Origin of the sequence: Paraburkholderia sp. MM5496-R1 (assembly GCF_050436205.1) — a bacterium.
Classification (GTDB): Bacteria; Pseudomonadota; Gammaproteobacteria; order Burkholderiales; family Burkholderiaceae; genus Paraburkholderia; species Paraburkholderia tuberum.
Genome location: NZ_JBNDLT010000003.1, coordinates 2,698,127 through 2,722,256, shown reverse-complemented (window position 1 = coordinate 2,722,256; position 24,130 = coordinate 2,698,127). Strand labels below are relative to the sequence as shown.

Annotated in this window: 23 protein-coding genes and 2 pseudogenes; 19 read left to right on the top strand and 6 right to left on the bottom strand. The window is 64.1% G+C overall.

What is annotated here, in order from left to right; genetic code table 11:
- Positions 1-23: 23 nt before the first annotated feature.
- A pseudogene (locus OKW38_RS38650) lies at positions 24-425 on the top strand (AAA family ATPase); the annotation flags it as partial.
- Here OKW38_RS38650 and OKW38_RS38645 read toward each other — a convergent pair.
- Positions 345-608, bottom strand: coding sequence for a hypothetical protein (locus OKW38_RS38645; protein ID WP_429365594.1), 264 nt, complete (start codon positions 606-608; stop codon positions 345-347). The pseudogene OKW38_RS38650 and the gene OKW38_RS38645 overlap by 81 nt on opposite strands.
- A gap of 111 nt (positions 609-719) precedes the next feature.
- Here OKW38_RS38645 and OKW38_RS38640 point away from each other — a divergent pair, with 111 nt between their 5' ends.
- Positions 720-2,729: a LuxR C-terminal-related transcriptional regulator gene (locus OKW38_RS38640; protein ID WP_429365587.1), complete on the top strand. Its 2,010-nt coding sequence runs from the start codon at positions 720-722 to the stop codon at positions 2,727-2,729.
- 38 nt (positions 2,730-2,767) lie between these two features.
- Here OKW38_RS38640 and OKW38_RS38635 read toward each other — a convergent pair whose 3' ends face one another.
- Complete coding sequence (locus tag OKW38_RS38635) at positions 2,768-3,181, bottom strand: DUF3175 domain-containing protein (RefSeq protein ID WP_429365536.1); 414 nt, start codon at positions 3,179-3,181, stop codon at positions 2,768-2,770.
- A gap of 62 nt (positions 3,182-3,243) precedes the next feature.
- On the bottom strand, positions 3,244-3,747 hold the full coding sequence (locus OKW38_RS38630) for a PRC-barrel domain-containing protein (RefSeq protein WP_090809734.1): 504 nt from the start codon (positions 3,745-3,747) through the stop codon (positions 3,244-3,246).
- A 300-nt stretch (positions 3,748-4,047) separates the two neighbouring features.
- Between OKW38_RS38630 and OKW38_RS38625 the strand changes: the two genes are divergently transcribed.
- Positions 4,048-4,359: a hypothetical protein gene (locus OKW38_RS38625; RefSeq protein ID WP_090809736.1), complete on the top strand. Its 312-nt coding sequence runs from the start codon at positions 4,048-4,050 to the stop codon at positions 4,357-4,359.
- Between the two features lie 87 nt (positions 4,360-4,446).
- Positions 4,447-4,743: a hypothetical protein gene (locus tag OKW38_RS38620; RefSeq protein ID WP_429365535.1), complete on the top strand. Its 297-nt coding sequence runs from the start codon at positions 4,447-4,449 to the stop codon at positions 4,741-4,743.
- A gap of 27 nt (positions 4,744-4,770) precedes the next feature.
- Here OKW38_RS38620 and OKW38_RS38615 read toward each other — a convergent pair whose 3' ends face one another.
- Positions 4,771-6,078: a DNA topoisomerase IB gene (locus OKW38_RS38615; RefSeq protein ID WP_429365534.1), complete on the bottom strand. Its 1,308-nt coding sequence runs from the start codon at positions 6,076-6,078 to the stop codon at positions 4,771-4,773.
- 171 nt (positions 6,079-6,249) lie between these two features.
- On the opposite strand from OKW38_RS38615, the gene OKW38_RS38610 reads away from it, so the two are divergent.
- The 6 genes from OKW38_RS38610 to OKW38_RS38585 all read left to right on the top strand — a co-directional run bounded on the left by OKW38_RS38610 (position 6,250) and on the right by OKW38_RS38585 (position 9,746).
- Positions 6,250-6,594 carry a chemotaxis protein gene (locus OKW38_RS38610; RefSeq protein WP_429365533.1) on the top strand — a complete coding sequence of 115 codons (345 nt, stop codon included), beginning with the start codon at positions 6,250-6,252 and terminating at the stop codon, positions 6,592-6,594.
- A gap of 203 nt (positions 6,595-6,797) precedes the next feature.
- Positions 6,798-7,349 carry a type 1 glutamine amidotransferase domain-containing protein gene (locus OKW38_RS38605; protein ID WP_090809743.1) on the top strand — a complete coding sequence of 184 codons (552 nt, stop codon included), beginning with the start codon at positions 6,798-6,800 and terminating at the stop codon, positions 7,347-7,349.
- A 60-nt stretch (positions 7,350-7,409) separates the two neighbouring features.
- A complete protein-coding gene (locus tag OKW38_RS38600; RefSeq protein ID WP_184059952.1) occupies positions 7,410-7,982 on the top strand; it encodes a DUF4142 domain-containing protein in 573 nt (190 codons plus the stop codon).
- Entirely contained in the window at positions 7,979-8,323 is a 345-nt protein-coding gene (locus OKW38_RS38595; protein ID WP_090809747.1) for a DUF1488 domain-containing protein, read from the top strand. The genes OKW38_RS38600 and OKW38_RS38595 overlap by 4 nt, the downstream gene beginning before the upstream one ends.
- A gap of 97 nt (positions 8,324-8,420) precedes the next feature.
- Positions 8,421-9,002, top strand: coding sequence for a hypothetical protein (locus tag OKW38_RS38590; protein ID WP_429333801.1), 582 nt, complete (start codon positions 8,421-8,423; stop codon positions 9,000-9,002).
- Positions 9,003-9,293: 291 nt separating this feature from the next.
- Entirely contained in the window at positions 9,294-9,746 is a 453-nt protein-coding gene (locus OKW38_RS38585) for a PA2169 family four-helix-bundle protein (protein WP_090809752.1), read from the top strand.
- A gap of 94 nt (positions 9,747-9,840) precedes the next feature.
- Here the strand turns inward: OKW38_RS38585 and OKW38_RS38580 are convergent, their stop codons facing one another.
- The gene (locus OKW38_RS38580) at positions 9,841-10,179 is read right to left on the bottom strand and encodes a BON domain-containing protein (protein ID WP_429365532.1); all 339 of its coding nucleotides are present in this window, start codon (positions 10,177-10,179) and stop codon (positions 9,841-9,843) included.
- Between the two features lie 509 nt (positions 10,180-10,688).
- Between OKW38_RS38580 and OKW38_RS38575 the strand changes: the two genes are divergently transcribed.
- Positions 10,689-12,176, top strand: coding sequence for an RNA polymerase factor sigma-54 (locus OKW38_RS38575; protein WP_429365531.1), 1,488 nt, complete (start codon positions 10,689-10,691; stop codon positions 12,174-12,176).
- A 215-nt stretch (positions 12,177-12,391) separates the two neighbouring features.
- Positions 12,392-13,585, top strand: a complete 1,194-nt coding sequence (locus OKW38_RS38570; RefSeq protein ID WP_429365530.1) for a pyridoxal phosphate-dependent aminotransferase — start codon at positions 12,392-12,394, stop codon at positions 13,583-13,585.
- Positions 13,586-13,653: 68 nt separating this feature from the next.
- Here OKW38_RS38570 and OKW38_RS38565 read toward each other — a convergent pair whose 3' ends face one another.
- Positions 13,654-14,643: a ferritin-like domain-containing protein gene (locus OKW38_RS38565; protein WP_429365529.1), complete on the bottom strand. Its 990-nt coding sequence runs from the start codon at positions 14,641-14,643 to the stop codon at positions 13,654-13,656.
- A gap of 215 nt (positions 14,644-14,858) precedes the next feature.
- Between OKW38_RS38565 and OKW38_RS38560 the strand changes: the two genes are divergently transcribed.
- The 7 genes and pseudogenes from OKW38_RS38560 (at position 14,859) to OKW38_RS38530 (ending at position 24,118) form a co-directional block, all read left to right on the top strand.
- Positions 14,859-16,673: a S10 family serine carboxypeptidase-like protein gene (locus OKW38_RS38560; RefSeq protein ID WP_429365528.1), complete on the top strand. Its 1,815-nt coding sequence runs from the start codon at positions 14,859-14,861 to the stop codon at positions 16,671-16,673.
- Between the two features lie 94 nt (positions 16,674-16,767).
- Positions 16,768-17,259 (top strand): annotated as a pseudogene (locus OKW38_RS38555) (FadR/GntR family transcriptional regulator); the annotation flags it as partial.
- 41 nt (positions 17,260-17,300) lie between these two features.
- Complete coding sequence (locus tag OKW38_RS38550; protein WP_184047202.1) at positions 17,301-18,044, top strand: (Fe-S)-binding protein; 744 nt, start codon at positions 17,301-17,303, stop codon at positions 18,042-18,044.
- Positions 18,041-19,444: a lactate utilization protein B gene (locus OKW38_RS38545; protein ID WP_429365527.1), complete on the top strand. Its 1,404-nt coding sequence runs from the start codon at positions 18,041-18,043 to the stop codon at positions 19,442-19,444. Before OKW38_RS38550 ends, OKW38_RS38545 begins: the two co-directional genes overlap by 4 nt.
- A complete protein-coding gene (locus tag OKW38_RS38540) occupies positions 19,431-20,015 on the top strand; it encodes a LutC/YkgG family protein (RefSeq protein WP_090809767.1) in 585 nt (194 codons plus the stop codon). Before OKW38_RS38545 ends, OKW38_RS38540 begins: the two co-directional genes overlap by 14 nt.
- 69 nt (positions 20,016-20,084) lie before the next feature.
- Complete coding sequence (locus OKW38_RS38535) at positions 20,085-21,860, top strand: VRR-NUC domain-containing protein (protein ID WP_429365526.1); 1,776 nt, start codon at positions 20,085-20,087, stop codon at positions 21,858-21,860.
- Positions 21,857-24,118: an ATP-dependent DNA helicase gene (locus tag OKW38_RS38530; RefSeq protein ID WP_429365525.1), complete on the top strand. Its 2,262-nt coding sequence runs from the start codon at positions 21,857-21,859 to the stop codon at positions 24,116-24,118. Before OKW38_RS38535 ends, OKW38_RS38530 begins: the two co-directional genes overlap by 4 nt.
- The last annotated feature ends 12 nt before the right edge of the window (positions 24,119-24,130 follow it).

The following is a 24,130-nucleotide window of genomic DNA, read 5'->3' as shown; positions in this document are numbered from 1 at the left end:
TCGTCTCGCTGATCCAGACCAAGATGATGCCGCCGCGTCTTCCCGCGGGTTGCGTGCAACGGCCGGGATTGCTCCGGCGACTCGATGAACGACGTCCGCGTCACATTACGCTCGTGACCGCGCCCGCGGGTTTCGGCAAAACGAGCTTGCTTGCGGCGTGGAGCGAAGCGCAAACGAGAAAGAAGCGTCCCGTTGCGTGGCTCAGTCTCGATGGAGAAGACGACGATCCGCAGCAACTCGGGGCCTATCTGGTGGCGGCGCTTTGTCGCGCGTCGCAGGAGATCGCGTGGCAGGCACAGCAACTTCTCGATAACGATGCACACACGCCGGTCAGAACGGTCATTTCAGTGCTGCTCAATGGCATCGCCGCATACGGCCGCGGTGTTTTCCTGGTGCTCGACGACGTCGACCGTCTGAGCGCGAAACCCGTTCTCGCGATCGTGTCGCGCCTGCTGCGCTACGCGCCCGACAACCTTCACGTGCTGCTCGGCGCGCGCGGCGAACCGGCGCTGTCGCTGAGCGGGCTGCGCTCGCCCGACAAACTTTCGCGTGTGAATGTCGACGATCTGCGCTTTTCGCTCGACGATGCTCAGGCGTTTTTCGATCACACCGGTAACGCGCTGCTCAACCGCAACAGCGTCGAGTTGTTGAACAGCGCGACCGAAGGCTGGGTGGCCGGTTTGCAACTGGCTTCGCTCGGACTAAACCGGATCGATGACGTGGCCGCGCTCGCCAGTCATCTCGCCGGTTCCCGCTTCGGCATCGATCGCTACCTGAACGATACGGTGTTTGCGCATTTGCCGCCGCCCATGCTGACGTTTTTGCTTTACACGTCGATTCTCGAGCGGCTTACGGCGACGCTGTGCGACGATGTCATGGGCGGTGAGGGCGAAAGCGGAGAAAAGCTGGGCTGGCTCGAGCGGCATAACGTGTTCATCCGGCCGCTCGATGAGACGCAGAACTGGTATCGCTATCACGCATTGCTGAGCAATGCGCTTCGCCGCCGTCTCATGCGTCAGACGCCACGACAGGTTCCGTTGCTGCATCGCCGGGCCAGCCTGTGGTTCGCGCGGGCTCGCCTGTGGCGCGAAGCCGTGCGACATGCGCTGGCAGCGGGCGACATCGGGCAGGCGGCGCAGTGGGCCGAAAACTGTGCGATGGAGATGCTCCAACGCGGCGACCCGTTCATGCTGCCGGGCTGGATTCGCAAACTGCCGCCGGACGTGATCGCGGGTCGACTGCGCTTGCGTCTGGCGAAAGCCTGGGCTCTCGCGATGTCGCTTGAGACCGCGCGCGCGTCGAAGGAGATCGGCGAGATTGCCGACGAGTTCGAACGAATGGCCCGTGATGATCGGTCGGTAGCCGACGAGGTCGCATGGGCGGAGATCAACGCGATCCACGCGGTGATCGCTTGCGTGAACGACGACAGCGAACATGCGCTGGAACTCGGGCGTGCCGTTGAGGCATCGACGGCGCCTGCGGAACCGTGGGTACGCCATTACGGGCAAAGCGCGGAGATTTTCGGCTTGATGTATAGAGGGCAGTTCGCCTACATCTCCCGCGTATGGAGAGCGCGGGTCGATCAGGTGGGGCTCAGCCGGAAACCGAACAGCGCGGATATGTTGCGCGACGCGGTGTACGGCATCGCCGCGCTGATACACGGCGAACTTCCCGATGCGAGGCGGGTGATGGAGGTCGCGATGCGGTACTCCGAAGACAAGCTAGGAGAGTGGTCGGCGGGCGCGGCCGCGGTAGCCGGTTGCCTTGCGTCGATTTACTACGAGTGCAACGAGCTGTCCAAGGCGCGGAAGTTGATCGACGGTCGCATGACCATCGCGCTGGAGACTTCGCCGCTCGCCGCATTGATGCGCTATATGCTTACCGCGTCGCGCCTGCTGTGGCGGGATGGCAAAAAAGGGCCGGCGCTCGCCGTTCTCGAGGACGGTCGACAGCTCGCGATAACCCGTCGATGGTTGCGTCTGAAGCTCGCGTGCGATGCGGAAACCGTCAGACAGCTGCTTGCCGACGGTAGGGTGGTCGAGGCACGACAGGTCACCGACGAACTGAGCGCGAGTGTACCGATGATGTGCGAAGGGCGACGGGGCTCGGCGATGGAAACGTGGGCAAGCTACTGCGTGCTGCAAGCCCGCGTTCTGCTCGCTGAAAATGCCGCCGGCGACGCCGTTGGCTTTCTCTCGCGCTCACTCGACAATCTGGTTGCACTGGGCTGGCGCTATGCCGAGGCCGTCGTTTCGCTGCTGCTTTCTCTCGCGCATGAGCAGAACGGTGCCTCGGAACAGGCGTTCGCCGTGCTGGGAAACGCGCTGCGGATCGGCGGCGCGATGGGGATGATCAATAGCTTCGTGGACGAGGGGCCGCCGATGCGTGCGTTACTGGAACGTTTTCGCCGCACGCCATCGGAAATCGCGACCGGGCACGCCACGTATATCGGCACGGTGCTGTCGGCTTTCGACGAGGCGGATAACACGCCATCTTCTTCGTCGAGCTATGCCGACACGAAGATAACGCCGGGCACACTGAGCGCGCGTGAACTCGAAATACTGGGCTACGTCGCTCGCGGGCTGTCCAACAAGGAAATCGGACGATCATTGAATCTGGCACCCGAGACGGTCAAATGGCACATGAAGAACGTGTTCGAAAAACTGAACGTCAATTCGCGGTACGAGGCCGTGCAGAGTGCCTTCGGCATTCAGCCTGGAGCCGACTGAAGCGCCGTGCCGCGTGATGGCGCCGTCATCCGGTCACCTCACCGCGGCTCTCGTCCGAACGCTTCGCGCAGCTTGCGCTTGGCCCGCTGCAACGTATTGCGCCGCTCCTTCGGCAGGTTTCGGCCCGCTCGATTGATGTAGAAATTGAGCATCGACATCGCCGATTGAAACGGCGTGCCCTTGCGTCGACGGCTCGCTGTCGACGAGTGCTTCAACGATTGCGCGATGGACTCCGCGCTGCCGGTTTTGAAAATATCCTTCTGGATGTCCATCGCGTCGCTCGTTTCCATTACGTGATGCGACCATCTCTTCGCGCCGGATGCGCCGCTCGACTTCGCGGTTTTGGCGCGATGCGCGGTGTGCGCCTGCGCGTGGCGCTGACGCGCTGGCCGTCCCGACTTGCCACGAGACACAGTGCGTTTCGATTTGCTGCTGGTCTTTCGGGTCGCCATTGTGTTGTCTCCTGAAGCGGAATGTCGGACTCGCCACGCGTCAAAAATGGTCGATTTGGCGATCAGAGCTTCACGCCCCCGGCCTCGGGCGCATCCGACGAACCCGCGGGAATGTCACCGACGCCGAGGTCGTCGCGCCTCGTATAGACGTCGCCCCAGTACGGTTCGCTGCCGTAGTACTGATGCACGGTGGTGGCCCACGTCTGATCCGCCATCGATGGCCAGTGATCCTTATCAAATCCCGGTGCGTTCTTCACGCGCTCGGCCACCATGTTCAGCACGAAGCATTTTTCCTGCGTATCGAGTGTCAGCGCACGCCACGGAATCGCGAGCAGCTTGTCGCCGATGCCGAGAAAACCGCCGCTCGACAGCACCGCATACGCGACGCGGCCCGAACGCACGTCGAGCATGATGTCCTTGATCTTGCCGATGTGCTCGCCGTCGCTGCTGATAACCTTGTTGCCGTCGAGCGTAGCCGCTGCCATAACATCCGGACCCGGGCCTTCCGCGGTCGCGGCGCCTTTACCGACGATGTTCGCACCTTGTGTCTGGGTCTGCATCACCATGATGGGCTCCTTTTTGAAGGGGTGAATGTACCGAGGCATTTAGCAACGGCCGTTCCATCTAGCCATGCGGCGCCGTTACGCCGTGGCGCGCGGCGCATCCGCGCGACGAGGCACCGCGTGCGTAAAGGATGCGAGCGCGTTTGCAATTATTTCGTCAGTGCCGACGCCAGCGCTGATGAGCAAAGCGCGATGCGCGCATGCGACGACTGCATCGCGCGGCATAGGCCTTGCTCGATTCTCAGTGATGGCAGCAGGGAACCGAAGGATCGCACCCGTCCTTTTACTTCAGGGAGAACCCAGATGAGCAAGTATCCGAAGGCATGGCTGTTCGCGGCATGTATGGTCGCGTCGGGCGCCGTCGCGTCGGGCGCCGCGTTCGCGCAGGCGGGCGGCGGTAACGGCAATAGCGGCACCGGCGGCGGCAACGCGCATGGCGCGGCGACCGCGGCGCCGACGGCGGGCAACGAGCCCGCGTCGAATGTCACGGGCAGCACCATGGGATCGACTTCGTCGATGAAACATCATCACAAGAAGTCGAAGGCAAACAAGCCGATGACCGATACGACGAACACGCCCGGCGCCAATGCCAGCAGCGATACGAAGGGACAGTAACGCTGGATCGATGCGGGCGCGGCCAGGCACCTGTGCGTTCATCGTAACGCGCCGGCGATATCGCGCTCCCCATCGAGGGAGAAAATCGTGACTAAGAAGATTCATTATCAGGCGAACATCTGTGGCGGGAACTTCGCGCATGTTCGCGAGTGCTTCAGCAACTGGAAGGCCGAGACGCTCGTGTATCGTCGGCAACAGCCGATGTTCGAAGGCAAGCAGGAAGTGCGGCCGTTGACTGAGCGTGTGTTCGACAACGGTGAAGTCGCGCATAGCACGCGCGCGCGCGTATGTTCGCCAAACGATGCCTATGCGCTGGCGGCGGAGATACGCGACGGCGAACGCGACGTTTGGCTCGTGATGGCGGCGTTCGAGGAAGACGTTTGAGCCGGAGTCGATTCGGCGCTGAGCCCGTCACTGGGCCGGCGGTTTCGGTTCGGAGGCCATTTCCCGCGCAGCGCGCCGCGTACGCACGCGTGGCGTGGCTCGCAAATGTGCCGCGGCGCTTTTGTCTTTCGCGGCGGTGGCTTTCTTGCGCACCACGCGTGACTTTTTTAGCAGACTCGTCAACGAACCGTTGATACTGTCGTCGACCGACGACTCCCGCGTCTTGCGTCCTTTGTCACCGGATGCGCGCGCGAGTTTCGCCGCACGCTTTTCCGCCTCCGCGAGCAGCACCGCAAAGGCCACTTCATCTACCTTGAGTCCGCGGCGCGATTGGCCTGGCGCGAGGCTCTGCAACTCGCCCGCCTCGAACGCGCTGATGATCGCTGGGTGGATATAGCAGCGCCGGCAGACGGCGGGCGTATTGCGTAGCAGCGTCGCCACTTCTTTCACGATCGCGACGATATGACGACGCGCTTCGGCCGCGCTGCTGCACATCAAGCGGCGCAATGCCGCCAGCGCGTACACGCTGCCGGCCCACGTGCGGTAGTCCTTGGCGGTGAAGTCCGCGCCGCTTACGCGGCGCAGGTAGTCGTTGATATCCGTCGAGCCGACGCTGTGGCGCGTGCCGTCTTCGTCGAGATACTGGAACAGGTCGTGACCGGGCAGCTCCGCGCAACGTCGCACGATGCGCTTGATGTTCGGATTGTCCACTGTCACGTCGTGCTCGATGCCGCTCTTGCCGCGAAACTGGAAGCGCAATTGACCGGCCCTGATCTTCACGTGCTTCTTGCGCAGCGTCGTCAGTCCGTAAGAGTGGTTATCGCGCGCGTATTCTGCGCTGCCGATCCGGATCAGCGTCGTGTCGAGCAACTGCACGATGGCCGCGACGACCTTGTCGAGCGGCATGCCGGGCAGCTTCAGATCACGCGCCACGCGCGCGCGGATTTTGAGCAATGCGCGGCCGAACTCGGCCATCCGTTCGTACTTGTCGGCATCGCGCGTTTCGCGCCAGCGGGGGTGATAGCGGTACTGCTTGCGGCCGCGCGCGTCGCGGCCGGTCGCCTGCAGATGACCGCGCGGATCGGGGCAGATCCACACGTTTTCGTACGCGGGTGGAATCGCGAGCGAATTGATGCGTTGAATCTCGTCCTCATCGACGATGCGCTTGCCGTCGACGTCGAAATAGATGAAGCCGTTCCGCTCGCGCTTGCGTGTGTAGCCGGGCCTCGTGTCGTCGGCGTGGCGCAGTCCCGGCGGCATCGGTTGGGGCGCGGTGTTGCCGTTCGCGGTGGTCGGGCTGCGTGATGTGGTCGTGGAATGAGTCGCGGTAGCCATTGTTGCAGGTAGAAGTTTCAAACCCGGTTCGAACCGGTTCGCCGAGTAGGCGCGATGTGTGCCGTGTGATCGGCGGGAAGCAAGGGCGATGCCACTGGTAGGTGACCAGCGCGCTGAGGCGGAACGGTCCTTGCGGAAAAGTCGACGTGACCAACCGGAAAGGGAGCTTTTATGAGCAGCACACTCAACCCCGATGAAGAGCCGCAGCAGACCGTCAAGCAAACGTCCGGCACGACGGGCGCGCTGGGTCCCAGCGACTCGTCCGATAGCGGCAGCGACGTGGCGGGCGCGAGGCGTCACGATTTCGACGTCGATACGGAGCTCGACAATCACGCGCTCGAAGCCGGCGACGCCGCACTCGGCAGCAATACCGATCGCGCAGGTACGGGCGAGCGCGCGTCGGCCGATGGCGATTCGACGTTGGAGATGGACCGCGATATCGACACCGACCACGTCGTCGATCCGCAAGTGCCGCCGGGCGCGGAACGCTCCGACGAAGACGAAACCGACGTCTGACCACGGCGCTTTTTGCACACGCGGCGGCGCGAGCTGAACGGCGCAACCGCAGCGTCGGGGCATCGCCAACGTAACGTCAGCCCGCTGAACACTGCCTCAACCAGGCACGTGTTTTGCGTAACCATGCTTAGCGAAGGCGCAGACCTATGCACATGCATCACGGGCAAGTGCATGAGCGGGGCGCCGCATGAAGGAGAGCACACATGACTGATGCACTGAATGGCTACAAGGTAGCCGTACTCGCCGTAGATGGCTTCGAGCAGGCAGAACTCATGGAGCCGAAACGCGCGCTCACCGAGGCGGGCGCGACGGTCCATGTGATCTCGGCGAAGCCGGGCAAGATCCAGGGCTTCAAACACGTCGACAAGGGCGATTCCGTCGACGTCGATGCGACCTTCGACAAGGCCAGTCCCGACGACTACGACGCGGTGGTGTTGCCGGGCGGCGTCGTGAACGGCGACGCGCTGCGACTGCTGCCGCAGGCGCAGGCGTTCGTCAAAGCGGTCGACAACGCGAAGAAGCCGATCGCGGTGATCTGTCACGGCACGTGGCTGCCGGTATCGGCGGGGATCGTCAAGGGGCGCACGGTGACGAGCTGGCCTAGCCTGCAGGACGATATTCGCAACGCGGGCGGCACGTGGGTCGATCAGGAAGTGGTCGAGGACGGCAATCTTATTTCGAGCCGCAAACCCGACGACCTTCCCGCGTTCAACAAGGCGCTGATCGCGCAACTGACGAAGCGCAAGGCGGCTTGATCGCAGGCGGCGCGTTGGCTTCGGAGCCTGCGCATCGGTGATTCGACAGGGAGAAAATGCATGAAATTCCGGTATTCCCTACAAGTGTTGACTGCCGCGCTGGCCGTGTTGGGGGTGAGCGCGGCATCGATCGACACGGCCTGCGCGCAGGCGAGCGATGCGCCCGCGAGCGCAGCGCCGACCGGCGGCACGACGCTGTCACCCGCGGATCAGCAGTTCGTGCTCGAAGCGTCGAAGTCGGACGCCACTGAAATCGCCGCTGGCAAGGTCGCGCTGAAGAACTCCAACGATCCGCATGTCAGGAAGTTCGCTCAACAGATGATCGCCGACCACACGAAGCTGTCGCACGCAATGGCCGGGCTGGTCGCGAAGAAGGGCTTCAAGCCGACGCCGTCCGCGGATTCCGCGCTGGTCGGCAAACTGCAGACGTTGAAGGGCACCGAGTTCGATCAGGCCTATGTCGAGCAGGTCGGCGTGGAAGCGCATCAGCGCGCGGTCGACCTGTTCCAGCAGCAAAGCGAGAGCGGCACCGACTCGCAACTGAAGGCCGCGGCCGCGCAAGCGCTGCCAACCATCAAGCATCACCTCGAGATGGCGGAGCAACTGGCCGGCAAATTGAAGGGCTCGTCATGAACGCGATCCTGCCACGGCCTGCTTATGAGGACTCTCTGATGCAGATCACTTTCCCCGATGACGAAGCGGCCTTCGACGGCGCCAATCTGACCGTGCGCTTTCTTGCGCGCGTCGATGGCGAGCCAGTGGTTTGCGCGATCACTGCCGAGGCTCTGGAAGATCATTTCGGCGCGGAGTCCGCGCTTGAAGCGGCGTTGATGGCCGCTTTCGACAGAGGCCGTCAGCGCATCCGCTCGGTCTGCGCGGAAGCGCTCGACCAGAACAACGGAGAAGGCGTAGTGTTGCATAGCGGACTGTTCAGAGTGGAAGGCATGGAACCGGATCGCGGCGCCGCGGCGTAGCGCCGCTGCATGTCGCATTGACTGGGCGCGCTGCTTCCGACTCGCGTCAGCGGCGACAGGATGGTCCACGAACGGCAATTAACGATAAGGAGGCCGTATGTCACTCATCGTCGCGGCACGCTTCACGACTTTTCCCGCTGCGGAAAGCGCGGCGCAAAAACTGTTCGATGCGGGTTTCGTGGAAGAGGACGTCACGCTGTTTTTCGTCAATCCACGCGGCCAGCATGCGCGTTTCCCGATCGGCGGCGACACCGATACCGACCCCGGCGCGCGAGGAGCGCCTAAAGGCGCGGGCATGGGCGTGACGATCGGCGCGGTGATTGGCGCGGTGATTGGCGTGGCGATCTTCGCGGTGTTTTCCGCGCCGCTGCTGGTGTCGCTGCTCGCGGCCGGCGTCGGCGCGTATGTCGGCTCGCTGGTCGGCGCGATGTCGCGCACCACGGAGCGCGGCAAATCGGACCATCGCGTGCCGTATCACGAGGAGTCGCGCGATTCGGGCGTGCTCGTCGCCGTGCACGTGTCGCCCGACAATCAACTGGACGCCGCGCGCGTGCTGCGTGAAGCGGGCGGCGTGTCGATCGAGAAGGCGACCGGCCGCTGGCAGCAGGGACGCTGGGCCGATTTCGATCCGCTGAAGACTCCTGAGCCGATCAAGGAATTCGCGGAGAAGCGCGCGTGATATGAGCGACGCGGCATACCAACAAAAAACGGCCCGATGACGATCATCGGGCCGTTTTCCGTTTACCGCGCTGTTTCGACGTCGCGCGACACCCGCGGTTGCCGCGCATCGCGCGGCGGCTGCGCTCGTTCGAGCTGCCTTTCGCTATACATCGGCTCGCACGAGGTGCCGGGCACGCGTGATGCGTGCTATCAAATGCAGCCCGCCGCGCGTCGAACCGATTCATCGCGAGGCACATAAAAAGCCCCGCGCGGCGGGTTCCGCGATGAACGAAACCCTTGGAGGTATTGAATGGCTACCAACGTTGTTTCCGTATTGAATGAACTGGTCGAAACGTCGAAGGATGGCGAAAAGGGCTTTATGAAGGCAGCCGAGGATGCGCACGACGACCAGCTGAAGATGCTGTTCCGTTCGAGTGCCGAGGACTGCTCGCGCGGCGCGCGTGAGTTGCAGGATGCCGTTCAGACACTGGGCGGCAAGCCCGAAACCGGCGGCAGCATGAGCGGTGCGCTGCATCGCGGCTGGGTCGACGTGAAATCGGCGGTAGCGAATCGCAGCGACCATGCGATTCTTGCCGAGTGCGAAAAAGGCGAGGACGTCGCGAAGAAACGCTATCACGACGCGCTGGAGAAGGATTTGCCGGCGGACGTGCGGGCAATCGTCGAGCGGCAGTACCAGGGCGTGCTGCAAACGCATGACCGGGTGCGCGACCTGCGCGACCAGTATGCGGCGATGAAGCATTGATCGACGCGTCAGTGCAATAAGGAAGAGCCGGCTCTGCCGGCCGGCTCTGTTACGTTCTGTTCAGTCGAATCGGTGCGACCCGATCGTGCGGATATCAGTCAGCCGCGACCTTCAGATGGTTCTTCACGCTGGTCACCCCCTTCACGCTTTGCACGACATCTTCGGCGGCGGACTTGTCGTCGGCCGACGGCACCGAACCCGTGAGCCACACGACGCCCTTGCGGGTCTTCACGTGGATATGCGTCGATTTGACGTTCTTCGCGGCAAGCAGATCAGCCTTGACCTTGGTCGTGATGGTGCCATCGTCGATATGCTGGCCGATGCTTTCCGACGACGCTGGCGGGGCCGAAGCGCTGGTCTGGGCGTTCGCGTTCAGCGCGAACGCGATGACGGCGATGCTGCCTGCGGTCTTTAGAAGCTGGATCGTCTTCATGGTTCTCTCCATCAGGTGGTAATGAAAATGGCGGTCTTGTTGGCCGGTGGCCGATCGCGGCCGAAGCCGCTGATGAGACACGTGGGGTCGTCGCCGCTACGGTACCGTCAGGGGCCCGTTTCTCGACACCGGACGCTGTACTCGCATCCGCGCTCGATCGAGGCGTTTGCGAAGGGCGGCGTCCGTCCACACACCGTCGCTCCGCAACCATCGTGCCTGCCGGCTGCGAGCCAATCCATGCCGCTCGCGAAAGGCGCATGCACCGGGGAGTTTCGACTGACGAATACCGTTGCAATGCGGCCATGCGCGAGGCCGCCGGAGAGGTGAAGAAAGGGACCGGAAATTGCCTGCCGTTTGTAAAAACCGGCGCGCCCGGTCAGGGCAATTCATCCGCCTGAATAAACAAAGCGCAATCAAAACAGCGTCTTGCGCGATCTGGTACGGACGTTGCATTGGTCAGTGAACTCGGCTCGTTGAGTCTGAGGCTATTAACGAACGGGATCACTCCAATGCCTTCAATGGAACTTCGTACAAGGCAGTCTCTCGCACTGACGCCTCGTCTTCAGCAGTCGGTGCGGCTCTTGCAATTGTCGGCGCTCGAGTTCCAGCAGGAATTGCGCACGGCGCTCGATACCAATCCGTTCCTCGAATACGACTCATCCGAAGCGGAAGACGTCGCGCTCGCCGGCACGACGCCAGGCGAGGGTGAAGACGCCAACGCGCCGCCCGCTGTCGATACGCTTGCCGCCGCCGAGCCGGACGGACTGCCGGCGGAAAGCGCCGGTAGCGATACGCTCGAAAGCGCGGGCCAGGACGACATGCCCGCCGATTTTTCCGGCGACTACGGTTCGCGCAACTCGATGCGCCAGAACGGCGACGCGGACGGCAGCGATCCGGCCGATTGGGCTCGCTCGCAACCCACGCTGCGCGAACAGTTGCACGACGCGTTGCGCCTGTACCGGCTAGACGACCGCGATCGCGCGGTGGCCCGTTTCATCATCGAGGCGCTCGACGACGACGGCTATCTGCGGCAGTCGCTGGCCGACCTGGCCGATAGCGTCGATCTGGAACCCACGCTGACCGAGGAAGAACTGCTGGTGGCGTTGCGCCTCGTGCAGGCGCTCGATCGTCCGGGGCTCGGCGCGCGTTCGCTATCGGAATGCCTCGCGCTGCAGATCAATGCGCTACCCGCCAATACGCCGGGACGCGACGTCGCGCGGCAGATCGCCGAGCATCATCTGGAAAGGCTCGCGCGCCGCGAGCAGGCCGAGTTGCAAAAACAGATCGGCTGCAGCGCGGAGGAATTGCGTGTGGCTTGCGCGTTGGTGCGCAAGCTCGATCCGAAGCCCGGCAATTGCTACGGCCGCACCGAGGATAACTATGTCGTGCCCGACGTGATCGTGCGTCAGGTGCGCAACAAGTGGGTCGTGTCGATCAATCCGGCGGTGCAGCCGCGGGCGCGAATCCATCGCATGTATGCGCAGCTGTTCGCGCAGTCGGCCGGCGCGAGCCGTTCGCCGCTCGCGCAGCAGCTGCAGGAGGCGCGCTGGCTGATCCGCAACGCGCAACAGCGCTTCGATACGATCCAGCGGGTTGCCGAATGCATCGTCGCGCATCAGAAGGCATTCTTCCTGTACGGCGAGATCGCGCTGAAGCCGATGGTGCTGCGTGACGTGGCTGACGAGCTGGGCCTGCACGAATCCACGATCTCGCGCGCGACGGGCAACAAATATATGGCGACGCCGCGCGGCATCTTCGAGTTCAAGCATTTCTTCCCGCGCGAGCTCGGCACCGAAAGCGGCGGAACCTGCTCGGCCGCCGCGGTGCGCGCGCTGCTCAAGGAGATGATCGCCGCGGAAAATACGCGTGATCCACTGTCGGACGTGACGCTCGCGAAGATGCTCGCGGATCAGGGCGTGCTGGTCGCGCGACGCACGGTGGCGAAATACCGGCATCTGATGAAGGTGCCGCCGGCTGAACTGCGCCGGCAGCTTTGAAGCGCCGAAGTTTTAACGGGGGTTGAAATAAACCTGGCGGGGGTTTGAAGCAAAGCAGTCATTCAAACAGCAGTACATTGCGCACAGGGTCATGCGAGGTTATCCGCTCGCATGACCCTTTTTCGTATCTGGACGTTTCGCCGGCGTGCCTTTACATTGGCGGGTCAATTGGAAAGAGATCGGCGGATCGGACCGCACAACAACGGGTGAGCGCAATGAAGTATTCGAATCTGGTCGAGCGACTGCAAGGGCGGCGCACGTCGGCGTGGGAAATTCATCGGGTCGCGCAGCAGGCGGCTGCCAGGGGCGAAGACGTGATCGTGCTGAGCGTTGGCGATCCCGAGTTCTCGACGCCCGTGCCGATCGTCGAGCGCGCCATCGATGCGTTGCGGGCCGGCGATACGCACTATACGGCGATGGCCGGTCGCGAGCCGCTGCGCGCCGCGATCGCCGCCGAGCACGCGCGCACGACGGGATGCGACGTGAGCGCCGCCAACGTGGTGCTGACCGCCGGCGCGCAAAACGGCGTGTTCGCGGTGTCGCTGTGCCTGCTCGAAGCGGGCGACGAAGTGATCGTTCCCGAGCCGATGTATCTGACCTACGAGGCCTGCGTGCGCGCGGCGGGTGCGACGCTCGTCGCGGTGCCGGTCGATCCGGCGCGCGCGTTTCACGTCGACTGCGACGCGCTCGAAGCGGCGATCACGCCGCGCACGAGGGCGATTTTCTTCGCGACGCCGTGCAACCCGACCGGCGTGGTGATGCAGCGCGCCGATCTCGAGCGCATCGCGCGGCTCGCATGCGAGCACGACCTGTGGGTGCTGTCCGACGAGGTCTATGCGGAACTCACGTTCGAACGCGATCACGTGAGCATTGCGTCGCTGTCCGGCATGGCGGAGCGCACGGTCACGCTCGGCAGCCTGTCGAAGTCGCATGCGATGGCGGGGTGGCGTGTCGGCTGGACAATCGGGCCCGCGACGCTGATCGAGCACATGGCGCGGCTCGCGCTCGCGATGCTGTACGGCCTGCCGGGTTTCATCCAGCAGGCCGCGTTGACGGCTTTGGAGAACAGGGCGGAGATCGTCGCCGATATTCGCGAGATCTACCGGCGGCGGCGCGACGTCGTGTTCGAGCGCTTGCATCGTGTGCCGGGCTTGCGGTGCCTGTTGCCCGAAGCGGGCATGTTCATGATGGTCGACGTCAGCGGGACCGGGCTCGATACGACCGAGTTCACATGGCAGCTGTTTCGCGCACAAGGCGTGGCCGTGCTCGACGCGAGTGCGTTCGGGGAGACGGCGAACGGCTTCGTGAGGTTGGGGCTGGTGGTGGGCGAGGATCGATTGATCGAGGCGTGCGAGAGGATCGCGCGGTTCGTGGAAGGGGGGCGGGGCCGAGAGGGCGGTGGGTTGTAGATTGCGACGATCCGGTCGGTGGGCACCACGGCCAGCCGAAGGTGGCTGGGCAGTGCGTTCGGCGCGGCTTACTTTTTCCTGCGCACAAATTTCAAGCCGAAGCGCACCAGCCGAGGCATCGTTTCGGGCCGCAACAACCGTGGGTCATACCCAGCGAATCGACGTTCGTTTTCCTGAAGACACAGTTGCATCAATTCGGGCACGCTGATATCGACATCCGTTACCGACTGCGCGCCGTTTACCGTGAAGTTGTTATCGTGCTCGTGGACGTTGCCGTCAGCATCCATCGCACGTGCGAGCCCAATGCGCTCCCACACCAGAAACGCCCACACGCCCGCCACCTTGAGCTCGAAGCGGATGCGCTGCCACCATGAAAGCTGCGCGCGATGCCACGCGACCCAGTTCGCGAACAGCAGAATATGGCGGCACTCTTCCTGCATCACCGGCTCGAATGTCTCGGTCAGTGCCGGCGGGAACAGGCCCGAGCGCCGCGCCACCTCGAACAGGCCGAACGCGAAGAAGCTGTCGATACATTCGCTATAGCCGGTCACGAGGTAAGCCCGTTCCGTGTCTTTCGGATAGACGTACGACGGCTCGTTCGCGAGCGCGATGCCATACGCATGCACCATGCGCGACAGCACTTCCTTATGGCGGTTCTCTTCCCACGCGTTCAGCGCAAGTGCGTCGCGCAGCTCCGGGGTGTCGAGCGAGGCCGCGTAGGCGGCCATGCGCAGGCGCGCCCTGCCTTCGGTTTGCACGGCGATGTCCCAGATCGGCAGATCGACGATGCGCTTGAGCGTCGCGGCTTCGAGCTGCGGCCACGCGAGCACGGACGGGCGATACGGATTGAAGGTCTCGCGAAACATGCGGCACATTTCCTGCCGGTGCACGTCGGAGCCGGGCGCCAGCGGTCCGTTGACGGTGCTAGTCCAGTGCCGCATCGCGTGGTCGGCGGCGTCGAGGGTCGAGGGGTCGGGCTGCTCGTGCGGCAGTTGCGGCGCGCGAAAGCCGGGGATCAGCGCGGCAGCGTCGAATGCATCCAGTACCAGTTGGTCCATTGGGTATTCTCGACAAGGCGACGAAGGCGCTGTCGATTCTGCCATGACTGCGCAGGTCTGCGCCACGTCGAGGAAAAAGCGCTTTGTAATGTTCGGCGTGCTGTGACGCCGACGGTTGACGCCGCGCAAACTTGCGTCAAGAATCGAGCGCCGGGTGTGCTCCCGAAGTCGGCTAGCCCGATTCCAGCGCGTTTCGACTCGTCGCGGAAAACTTCATGATCCATCGCTTCTGTTCTTCGTTGCGCCGCTTGCTGACAGCCGGATTAGCGGCCGCCGCGCTGATGGTGACGCTTTCTGTCGCTGGTGTGGTGCCGTTCGGCGAACGGTGCATGGCAGCCGAACAGGCCGATGCGTCGAGCACCTCGGAAAGCACGGCAACGGGGGGAAGCACGGACGCCGCCGCATTCGCGCCGATCGCGCCACGCCAGGGGCCGCAGGCGAACGCGTCGCCGGTCGGCGAATCGAGCGAGCCGCACGCGATGACGGCGCGCCCGAACGGCGAGCCGCGCAGGCGGACGGCTGCGCGTGGCGACACGCAGGCTGCATCGAATGCACCGGACTCGGCCGACGCGACGGCAACGCCTCGCAACGACAGGGCTTCGACGCCCGCGATTCCCGTGCCACCCGAAACCACCAGCGTCACCACGCATTCGCTTCGCCTGAACGGCCGCAAGCTCGACTACACGGCGAGCGCGGGCAATCTGTTGCTGCACGACAAGACCGGCGCGCCGAACGCGAGCGTGTTCTATGTCGCGTACACGGTGCCGAGCAGGACGCCTGCGACGCGTCCGATCACCTTTCTGTTCAACGGCGGCCCGGGCGCCGGCAGCGTATTCCTGATGATGGGCTCGGTCGGCCCGAAACGCGTGCGCACCGCGAGCCCCGCGAGCACGCCGCCCGCGCCGTACACGCTCGACGACAACCCCGACAGCCTGCTCGACACCAGCGACCTCGTGTTCATCGACGCGGTCGGCGCGGGCCTGTCGAGACCGGTCGGGCATGGCACGGGCAAGGACTTCTGGGGCGTCGATCAGGACGTCCGCGCGTTTGCGCAATTCATCGACCGTTATCTGACGGTGAATCAGCGCTGGAATTCGCCGAAGTACCTGCTCGGCGAATCGTATGGCACCGCGCGCGCCGCGATGCTCGCTTATCAGTTGGGGCAGAACAATATCGCGCTGAACGGCGTGATCCTGCTGTCGTCGGTGCTCAATTCCGCGGCGTTCGCGCCCGGCAACGATTTCAGGAGCGAGAGTTATCTGCCGAGTTTCGCGGCGATCGCCTGGTATCACGACAAGGTCACGCCGAAGCCCGCGAGCCTGCCGGCCTTTCTCGACGAAGCACGCGCGTTCGCCCGCGGACCCTATGCGCAGGCGCTCGAACAGGGCGATGCGCTGCCCGACGATCAGCGCGCCGCGATCGCCGCGCGCATCGCGTACTTCACCGGATTGGACGTGGGGTTCGTGAAGCGTAACCGTCTGCGTCTTTATCCGTCGCGTTTTCGAAACGAGTTGCTGCGCAACGAGTCGCGCAGCGTGGGCCGCTACGATGCGCGTTTCGAAGGCCTGAACTACGACGATGCATCGGAGGATCCGGACTTCGATGCGTCGGTGAGCAGCGTGTCGAATGCGTTCAATGCGGCGCTTCATCAGCATCTGTCGGACGACCTGCACTACACGCCAAGCGACCGTTACGTGGTGTTCAGCGACGACGCGTTGAAGCAATGGGACTGGAAACATCGCGAATGGTGGGGCGAACGGCTCGAGCTGCCCTACGCGGGCGGCGATCTGGCCGAAGCGATGCGGCAGAATCCGCAGTTGCGGGTGTTATCGCTGAACGGCTACTTCGATCTCGCCACGCCGTTCTATGCGACCGAATATGCGCTCGCGCATCTCGGCCTCGATCGGTCGCTGCGCGAGAACGTGCGCATCGCCTACTATCCGACCGGCCATATGGTGTATCTCGACGATGCCGCGCTGCACGCGATGAAGCGTGACCTCGTGAGCTTTTATACGGGGCAGCCGCGTTGAGATCGGCGAATCGTCGCATGGTGTCGAACGGTATAATTCCCCGCACCGTGGAGTAGCCGCGCGCTCTGTCAACCGGCTTCATCGTTCGCCGCTTATGCCATTCACCCCGATTCCGTCCTTCGCGCGCAAGCGCATTTCCGACGTGGTGTCCGACCAGATCAAGCAACTGATCTCGGAGGGCACGCTGATGCCCGGCGACCGTCTGCCGGCCGAGCGCGATCTCGCGGCGCAGTTCGGCGTGTCGCGACCATCGCTGCGCGAGGCGCTGATCCGGCTGGAGGCGGACGGTTACATCGAAACGTCGGGGCGCGGCGGTTTCACGGTGGTCGACGTGACCGCGCCCATCATCTCGAAGCCGCTTGCCGAACTGTTGCTGCAGAATCCGCGCACCAGTGCCGACATTCTGGAGTTGCGCCAGGGGCTCGAAGCGATTTCGTCGGTCTATGCCGCGCAGCGCGCAACCGCCACCGATCTGAAGAAAATCCGCGCGGCGTTCGAGGCGTTGAAGGCCGCGTCGCTGTCGCGCGATCGCGCGAATCTCGCCGAACTCGATGCCGCGTTTCATCTCGCGATCGCCGACCACACCGGTCAACAGACATCGTTCCCGCCGCTTTTCCTGAAGAGCCTATGAAAGTCGCGCTGTTTATCCCGTGCTTTATCGACGCGTTCTATCCCGAGGTCGGTATCGCGACGCTCGAACTGCTCGAACGTTTCGGCATCGAGGTCGACTATCCGCAGCAGCAGACCTGCTGCGGCCAGCCGATGGCCAATAGCGGCGCGCATGCGGACGCCGCCGCCACGGAGCGACTATTCGCGCGCAACTTCGCGGGTTACGACTACATCGTCGGGCCGTCCGCGAGTTGCATTCATCACGTGCGCGAACATCTGAGCGCGCTCGAGCAGACCGACGAAGTGAAGAAAGTACGCGCAGGCGCTTACGAACTGGTGGAGTTTCTGCACGACGTGATCGGCGCGCGCGAATTTCCGTGGGCCGAGTTTCCGCATCGCGTCGGTCTACACACCAGTTGCAGCGCGCTTCGTCATCTGAAGCAGGCGTCGGCGTCGGAAATCGCCGGCACGCCGTTTTCGAAGCCGCGCGCGTTGCTCGAAGGCGTGAAGGGCATCGAGTTCGTCAAGCCGGCGAGGCCCGACGAATGTTGCGGTTTTGGCGGCACGTTCTCGGTCACCGAAGAGGCAGTGTCGGTGCGCATGGGGCAGGACAAGGTGCGCGACCATCTGAATGCGGGCGCCGAGTACATCGTTTCGGGCGACATGTCGTGCCTGATGCACCAGCAGGGTTGCGCGGAACGCATGAAAGCCGACGCGCGCTTCATTCATATCGCGCAGGTTCTCAATGGAGCACGCGCATGAGCGGCGACCATCACCGCATCGATCACGCCAAAGCCGCGGGTTCTTTCATCAGCAAGACCGAGCATGTCGCGTTTCACGACAAGCGTCTGTGGGATCTGCGCGAGAAGCGCGACGCACAGGCGCACGGCATTGCCGAATGGGAAACGTTGCGCTCGCTGGCGTCGGGCATCAAGGAACACACGCTGTCGCATCTGGCCGACCACCTGGAGCAGTTCGCGGCGGCGGCCGAGGCCAATGGCGTGGTCGTGCATTGGGCAGCGAGCGCGGAAGAGCACAACGCGATCGTCCACAAGCTGATGTCCGAGCGCGGCATGACGACGCTCGTGAAGAGCAAGTCGATGCTGACCGACGAATGCCGGATGCGCGAGTATCTCGAACCGCGCGGCATTACCGTGATGGAAACGGACCTCGGCGAGCGCATCCAGCAGCTCGATCATCAGGACCCGAGTCATATGGTCGTGCCGGCCGTGCACAAGCTGCGCGCGGACGTGGCCGAGCTGTTCGGCCGGACCATCGGCACCGATCCGGGCAATAGCGATATCCACTATCTGGCCGAGAGTCAGCGCATGAATACGCGGCCGTATTTCGTGCGCCAGAAAACGGCTGGCATGACCGGCTGCAATTTCGCGGTGGCGGAAACGGGCACGGTCGTCGTCTGCACGAACGAAGGCAATGCCGATCTTTCGGCGAACGTGCCGCCGCTGCATATCGCATCGATCGGAATCGAGAAGCTGATACCGAAGGTGTCGGATCTCGGCGTGTTCGTGCGCATGCTGTCGCGCAGCGCATTGGGTTCGCCGATCACGCAGTACACGTCGCATTTTCGTGCGCCGCGGCCGGGCACCGAGATGCATTTCATCCTCGTCGATCATGGCCGCTCCGAACGGCTCGCGATGGAGGACTTCTGGTACTCGCTCAAATGCATACGGTGCGGCGCGTGCATGAATACGTGTCCGGTCTATCGGCGCAGCGGCGGCCTGTCGTATGGCGGCACCTATTCGGGGCCGATCGGCGCGATCATCAATCCGACGTTCGATCTGAAACGCTATAGCGCGTTGCCGTTCGCATCGACACTCAATGGCAGTTGCACGAATGTGTGTCCGGTGAAGATCAACATTCACGAGCAGATCTATAAGTGGCGCGCGGTGATCGCCGAGCGGCACGAAGTGCCGTTCGTGAAGCAGGAAGTCCTGAAGATGGCGGGGCGTCTGCTATCGAGTCCGACCTTGTATCGCGCGACGGTGTCGTCGATGGGCAGCGCGTTGCGGCGGCTGCCGAATTTCGTGCTGTACAACCCTCTGAATATCTGGGGCCGGCAGCGCGAATTGCCGGAGGCGCCGAAGATGACTTTTCATGCCTGGTACAAAAAGAATCGCGGAGGCGGCGATGACAACGCGTGAGGCTTTTCTCGCCAAGGTGCGCGCCGCGCAACCGGCCGCGCGGCCGCGTCCCGACGTGCCGCTGTTCGAAGCGGTTGGCGGCGATCTGCGGGCGCGCTTCACGGCGGCGTTGCAAACGATGGGCGGCACGTGCGTCGAAGCGGCCAGCGCCAGCGACGTCAGCGATCTGATTCGCGAGCGTTTTGGCGCGGCGGCATCGATCGCATCGGCGAGCGCCGAAGTGCCGGGCACGCGCGTGATCGGCGCGGATACGGACCCCGCATCGCTGCAGGACGTCGACGTCGGGTTGGTCCGTGCGCGCTTTGGCGTCGCCGAAACCGGCTCGGTGTGGTTTAGCGAGCGCGAATATGTGGTCAATGCATTGGGCTACATCGTCCAGCATCTGGTCGTGCTGCTCGATCCGGCGCAATTGCTCGATGGACTGCAAGACGTCTATCGTCGCGACGATTTCCGCAGGGCGCGTTACGCGGCGCTCGTTACCGGCCCTTCGGCCACCGCCGATATCGAGGGCGTACTGATTCGCGGCGCGCAGGGCGTGCGCTCGCTGACGGTCGTGTGGCTCGCGGGCTGATGCGCGGCGGTTGCAGCGCCGGACTTTGCTATCATCACTGTATAAACATACAGGGCCCGCACAAAGTCCGTGGCAACCGACGCTCGCTCAGAGATCCGCTCTGAAGCCCCTTACTACCTGCTGAATTTCGAGCGCGCGCTTGCGTGGCTCGCCGCGCGTTACGACGATCTGCTCGACGACGAAGAGCACGCTTTTCTGGAAACTTTTGCTACGTTGCCGCAGGCATCGCGTGCGCTGCTGGTGCGCATGCTGATGCGCAAAGGCATGCTGTTCCGCGCGAGCCGCCTGGCTTACGACGAAATCGGCTGTCCGTTGCAGGCGGCGATGCCGATGACGGTGCATCGCTGGATCGACACCGAGCCGGCCCTGTCTCTCGACAACCTGTTTGCGCTCAGCACGCGTGCGCAATTGCAGGACATCTTCGCGGACGCGATCGCGCGGATTCCCGGCGCAAAGGCTTTGCGCAAACCGGATCTGTTCGAAACGCTGCGCGAGTCTTACGAAACCGCAAGCGGCGACGCGCAAGCGTGCACATCACGTCCGCTCGCCGCCTGGCACGACGCTTCTACGGACCGCGTGCTGCACGTCGCGATCGCGCCGTTGTGCGATCGCTTGCGCCTGATGTTCTTCGGCAATCTGCATCAGGACTGGTCGGAGTTCGTGCTCGCCGATCTTGGCGTGTTCCAGTACGAGAAGGTCGCGTTCGGCCGTTTGTCGCGCGCGTTCCAGCAACGCGCGGACGTCGACGTTTATCTCGCGCTGCACGCGTGCCGCGAAGCGCTCGAATGGCTACCGGTCGGCACCGACACCCCCAACCTTCACGAACTGATCGCGACCGTCCGCTCGATCGGCACCGCGAATCCGTGGCTCGAAATGCGTCGCGCGAAACTACTGTTCCGGATCGGCCAGGATTGCGAGCGGCGCGGGCAGTGGGACACCGCGCTCGCGGTGTACGACGCGTGCACTTGGCCCGGCGCGCGTCTTCGACGCATGCGCGTGCGCGTGCTCGAGCGCAGCGAGCGTTACGGCGAAGCGCTGGCGCTGGCCTCGCAGGCCGATGCCGCGCCTGAGAGCGAAGAAGAGGCGCAGCGCGTCGCCCGGATGTTGCCGCGCTTGCGGCGCAAGTGCGGCGAGCCGGTGCCGCGCGCAGCAGCGGCGAGGCCTGTGGAGCGCGGCACGCTGGTGCTGCCGAAGCCTGATACGCCGGTGGCCGTCGAGTACCTGGTGCGCGATCATTTGAGCAGCGACGCCGCGCCGGTGCACTACGTCGAGAACGCGCTGATCAATTCGCTGTTCGGCCTGCTGGGCTGGGAGCCGGTGTTCACGGCGTTGCCCGGCGCGTTTTTTCATCCGTTCCAACGCGGACCGGCCGATCTGCACGCGCCGGACTTTCACGCGCGTCGCGCCACGAAGTTCGCCGCGTGCTTCGCGCAGCTCGATAGCGGCGTCTATCGCGACACGATTCTGCGGCATCTGCACGACAAGGCCGGCATGCAGTCGCCGTTCGTGTTCTGGGGACTGCTGACGCCCGAGCTCATCGCGCTCGCGCTCGACTGTCTGCCCGCCGCGCATCTGAAGCTGTGCTTCGAGCGCTTGCTGCGCGACATTCGCGGCAATCGTTCGGGCTTGCCCGACCTGATCCGGTTCTGGCCGGCCGAGCGTCGCTATGAACTGATCGAGGTGAAAGGCCCCGGCGATCGTCTGCAGGACAACCAGATCCGCTGGCTTGCGTACTGCGCGCAGCACGGCATGCCGGTGCGCGTCGTCGACGTGCGCTGGGCCGGGCAAGAGGCGCAGAGCGAAGCGGACGCAGCGACGCAAGCCGCAGCGGAGCGCGTCGTATGAGCCACGTGGTGGCCGTCCGCGCGATGTGCGAATTCACCGCTCGGCGCGGCGATCTCGATCTGCGCTTCACGCCCGCGCCGACTTCGCTCGAAGGCATCGCGGGTCATCAGATGGTCGCCGGCCGTCGCGCGAGCGGCTACGAAACCGAACTCACGCTGACGGGCACGCATCGCAGTCTGACCGTGCGTGGCCGCGCGGACGGCTACGACGGAATCGCGAACCGGCTCGAAGAAGTGAAGACGTATCGCGGCGATCTCGCGCGTATGCCCGCGAATCATCGCGTGCTGCATTGGGCGCAGGCACTCGTGTATGGGCATCTGCTGTGCCGGGCGCGCGGGCTCGGCGAGCTGACGGTCGCACTCGTGTACTTCGATATCGGCAGTCAGAAGGAAACCGTGCTGACGCAGCAGCACAGCGCGCGCGAACTCGAAATCTTCTTCGTCGACCAGTGTGAACGATTTCTCGATTGGGCCGTGCAGGAAGACGCGCATCGCGTCGCGCGCAACGCGGCGCTCGTCGCGTTGCAGTTTCCGTATGGGCGGTTTCGGCGCGGGCAGCGTGAGCTCGCGGTGGCTGTGTATCGCGCGGCACGCGACGGCAAGCCGTTGATGGCGCAGGCGCCGACCGGTATCGGTAAGACGCTGGCGACGATTTTTCCGTTGCTGAAAGCCTGCGGCGAAGACCGGCTCGATCGCGTGTTCTTTTTGACCGCGAAGACGCCGGGCCGCGCGCTCGCGTTCGATGCGATCGACTCGCTGCACCAGAGCGCGCCGTTGCCGCTCAGAACGCTCGAACTCGTCGCGCGCGACAAAGCCTGCGAGCATCCGGACAAAGCCTGCAACGGCGAGTCCTGTCCGCTCGCGCGCGGCTTTTACGACCGTCTCGATGCGGCGCGCGCCGCCGCGTTGGCGACGCCACGGCTCGATCGCGCGGCGGTGCGCGAGGCTGCGCTCACGCACAATATCTGTCCGTACTATCTGTCGCAGGAGCTCGCGCGCTGGGCCGACGTGATCGTCGGCGATTACAACTACTACTACGACGGGAGCGCGATGCTGCATGCGCTCACGCAGATCAACCAGTGGCGCGTCGGCGTGCTGGTCGACGAAGCGCACAACCTGCTCGAACGCGCGCGGCGCATGTATACCGCGTCGCTAGATCAGAGCGCGTTCCGGCTCGCGCGCAAGAGCGCGCCGGCGGCGCTGAAGAAGCCGCTCGAACGCTTGCAGCGCGAGTGGAATGCGGTGAAGCGCACGCAGACGTCCAGCTATCAGGTGTATGCGGAGGTGCCCGGCAAATTGCTGTCCGCCGCGCAGAATCTGATCGGCGCGGTAACGGATCAGCTCGCCGACGCGCCGTTGTCGATCGACGAACATGCGCTGCGCGTTTTCTTCGACGCGATGCACTTCGTCGCGCTCGCCGAGCAGTTCGGCGAGCACTCGATGTTCGACGTGACATTGAGCGCCGAGCGCTACGCGCCGCGCGACAAAACCAGTGCGACGCTCTGCGTGCGCAACGTGATCCCCGCGCCGTTCCTCGCGCCGCGGTATGCGGCCGCGCGTACCACGGTGATGTTCTCCGGCACGCTGAATCCGCAGCATTTCTATCGCGACACGCTTGGGCTAGCCGAGGACACGCAATGGCTCGACGTCGAGGGACCGTTTCGCGCGGAGCAGTTGCAGGTGCACGTGGCCGCTCATGTGTCGACGCGCTGGCGTGACCGCGAACGCTCGCTCGCGCCGATCGTGGAGCTGATCGCGAAGCAGTATGACTCCCAGCCGGGCAATTATCTCGGGTTCCTGAGCAGTTTCGACTATCTGCAACGCGTGGTCGCGCTGCTGCGCGAGCGGCACCCCGGCTTGCCGGTGTGGGCGCAGGAACCCGGCATGGACGAAGCCGCGCGCGATGCGTTTCTCGCGCGCTTCAGGACGATGAATCAGGGCATCGGCTTCGCGGTGCTCGGCGGCGCGTTTTCGGAGGGTGTCGATCTGACCGGGCAGCAACTGATCGGCGCGTTCGTCGCGACGCTCGGTCTGCCGCAGATCAACGACGTCAACGAGCAGATGCGCCGCGCGCTTGATGCGCGCTTCGGCAATGGCTACGACTACATGTACCTGTATCCGGGTTTGCAGAAAGTCGTGCAGGCGGCAGGGCGCGTGATCCGCACCGAAGAGGACCGCGGCGTCGTGCATCTGATCGACGACCGCTTTCGCAGGCCGGAAGTGCGGCGCCTGTTGCCGCGCTGGTGGCAGGTTCGCTAGCGCCGCGCCAGC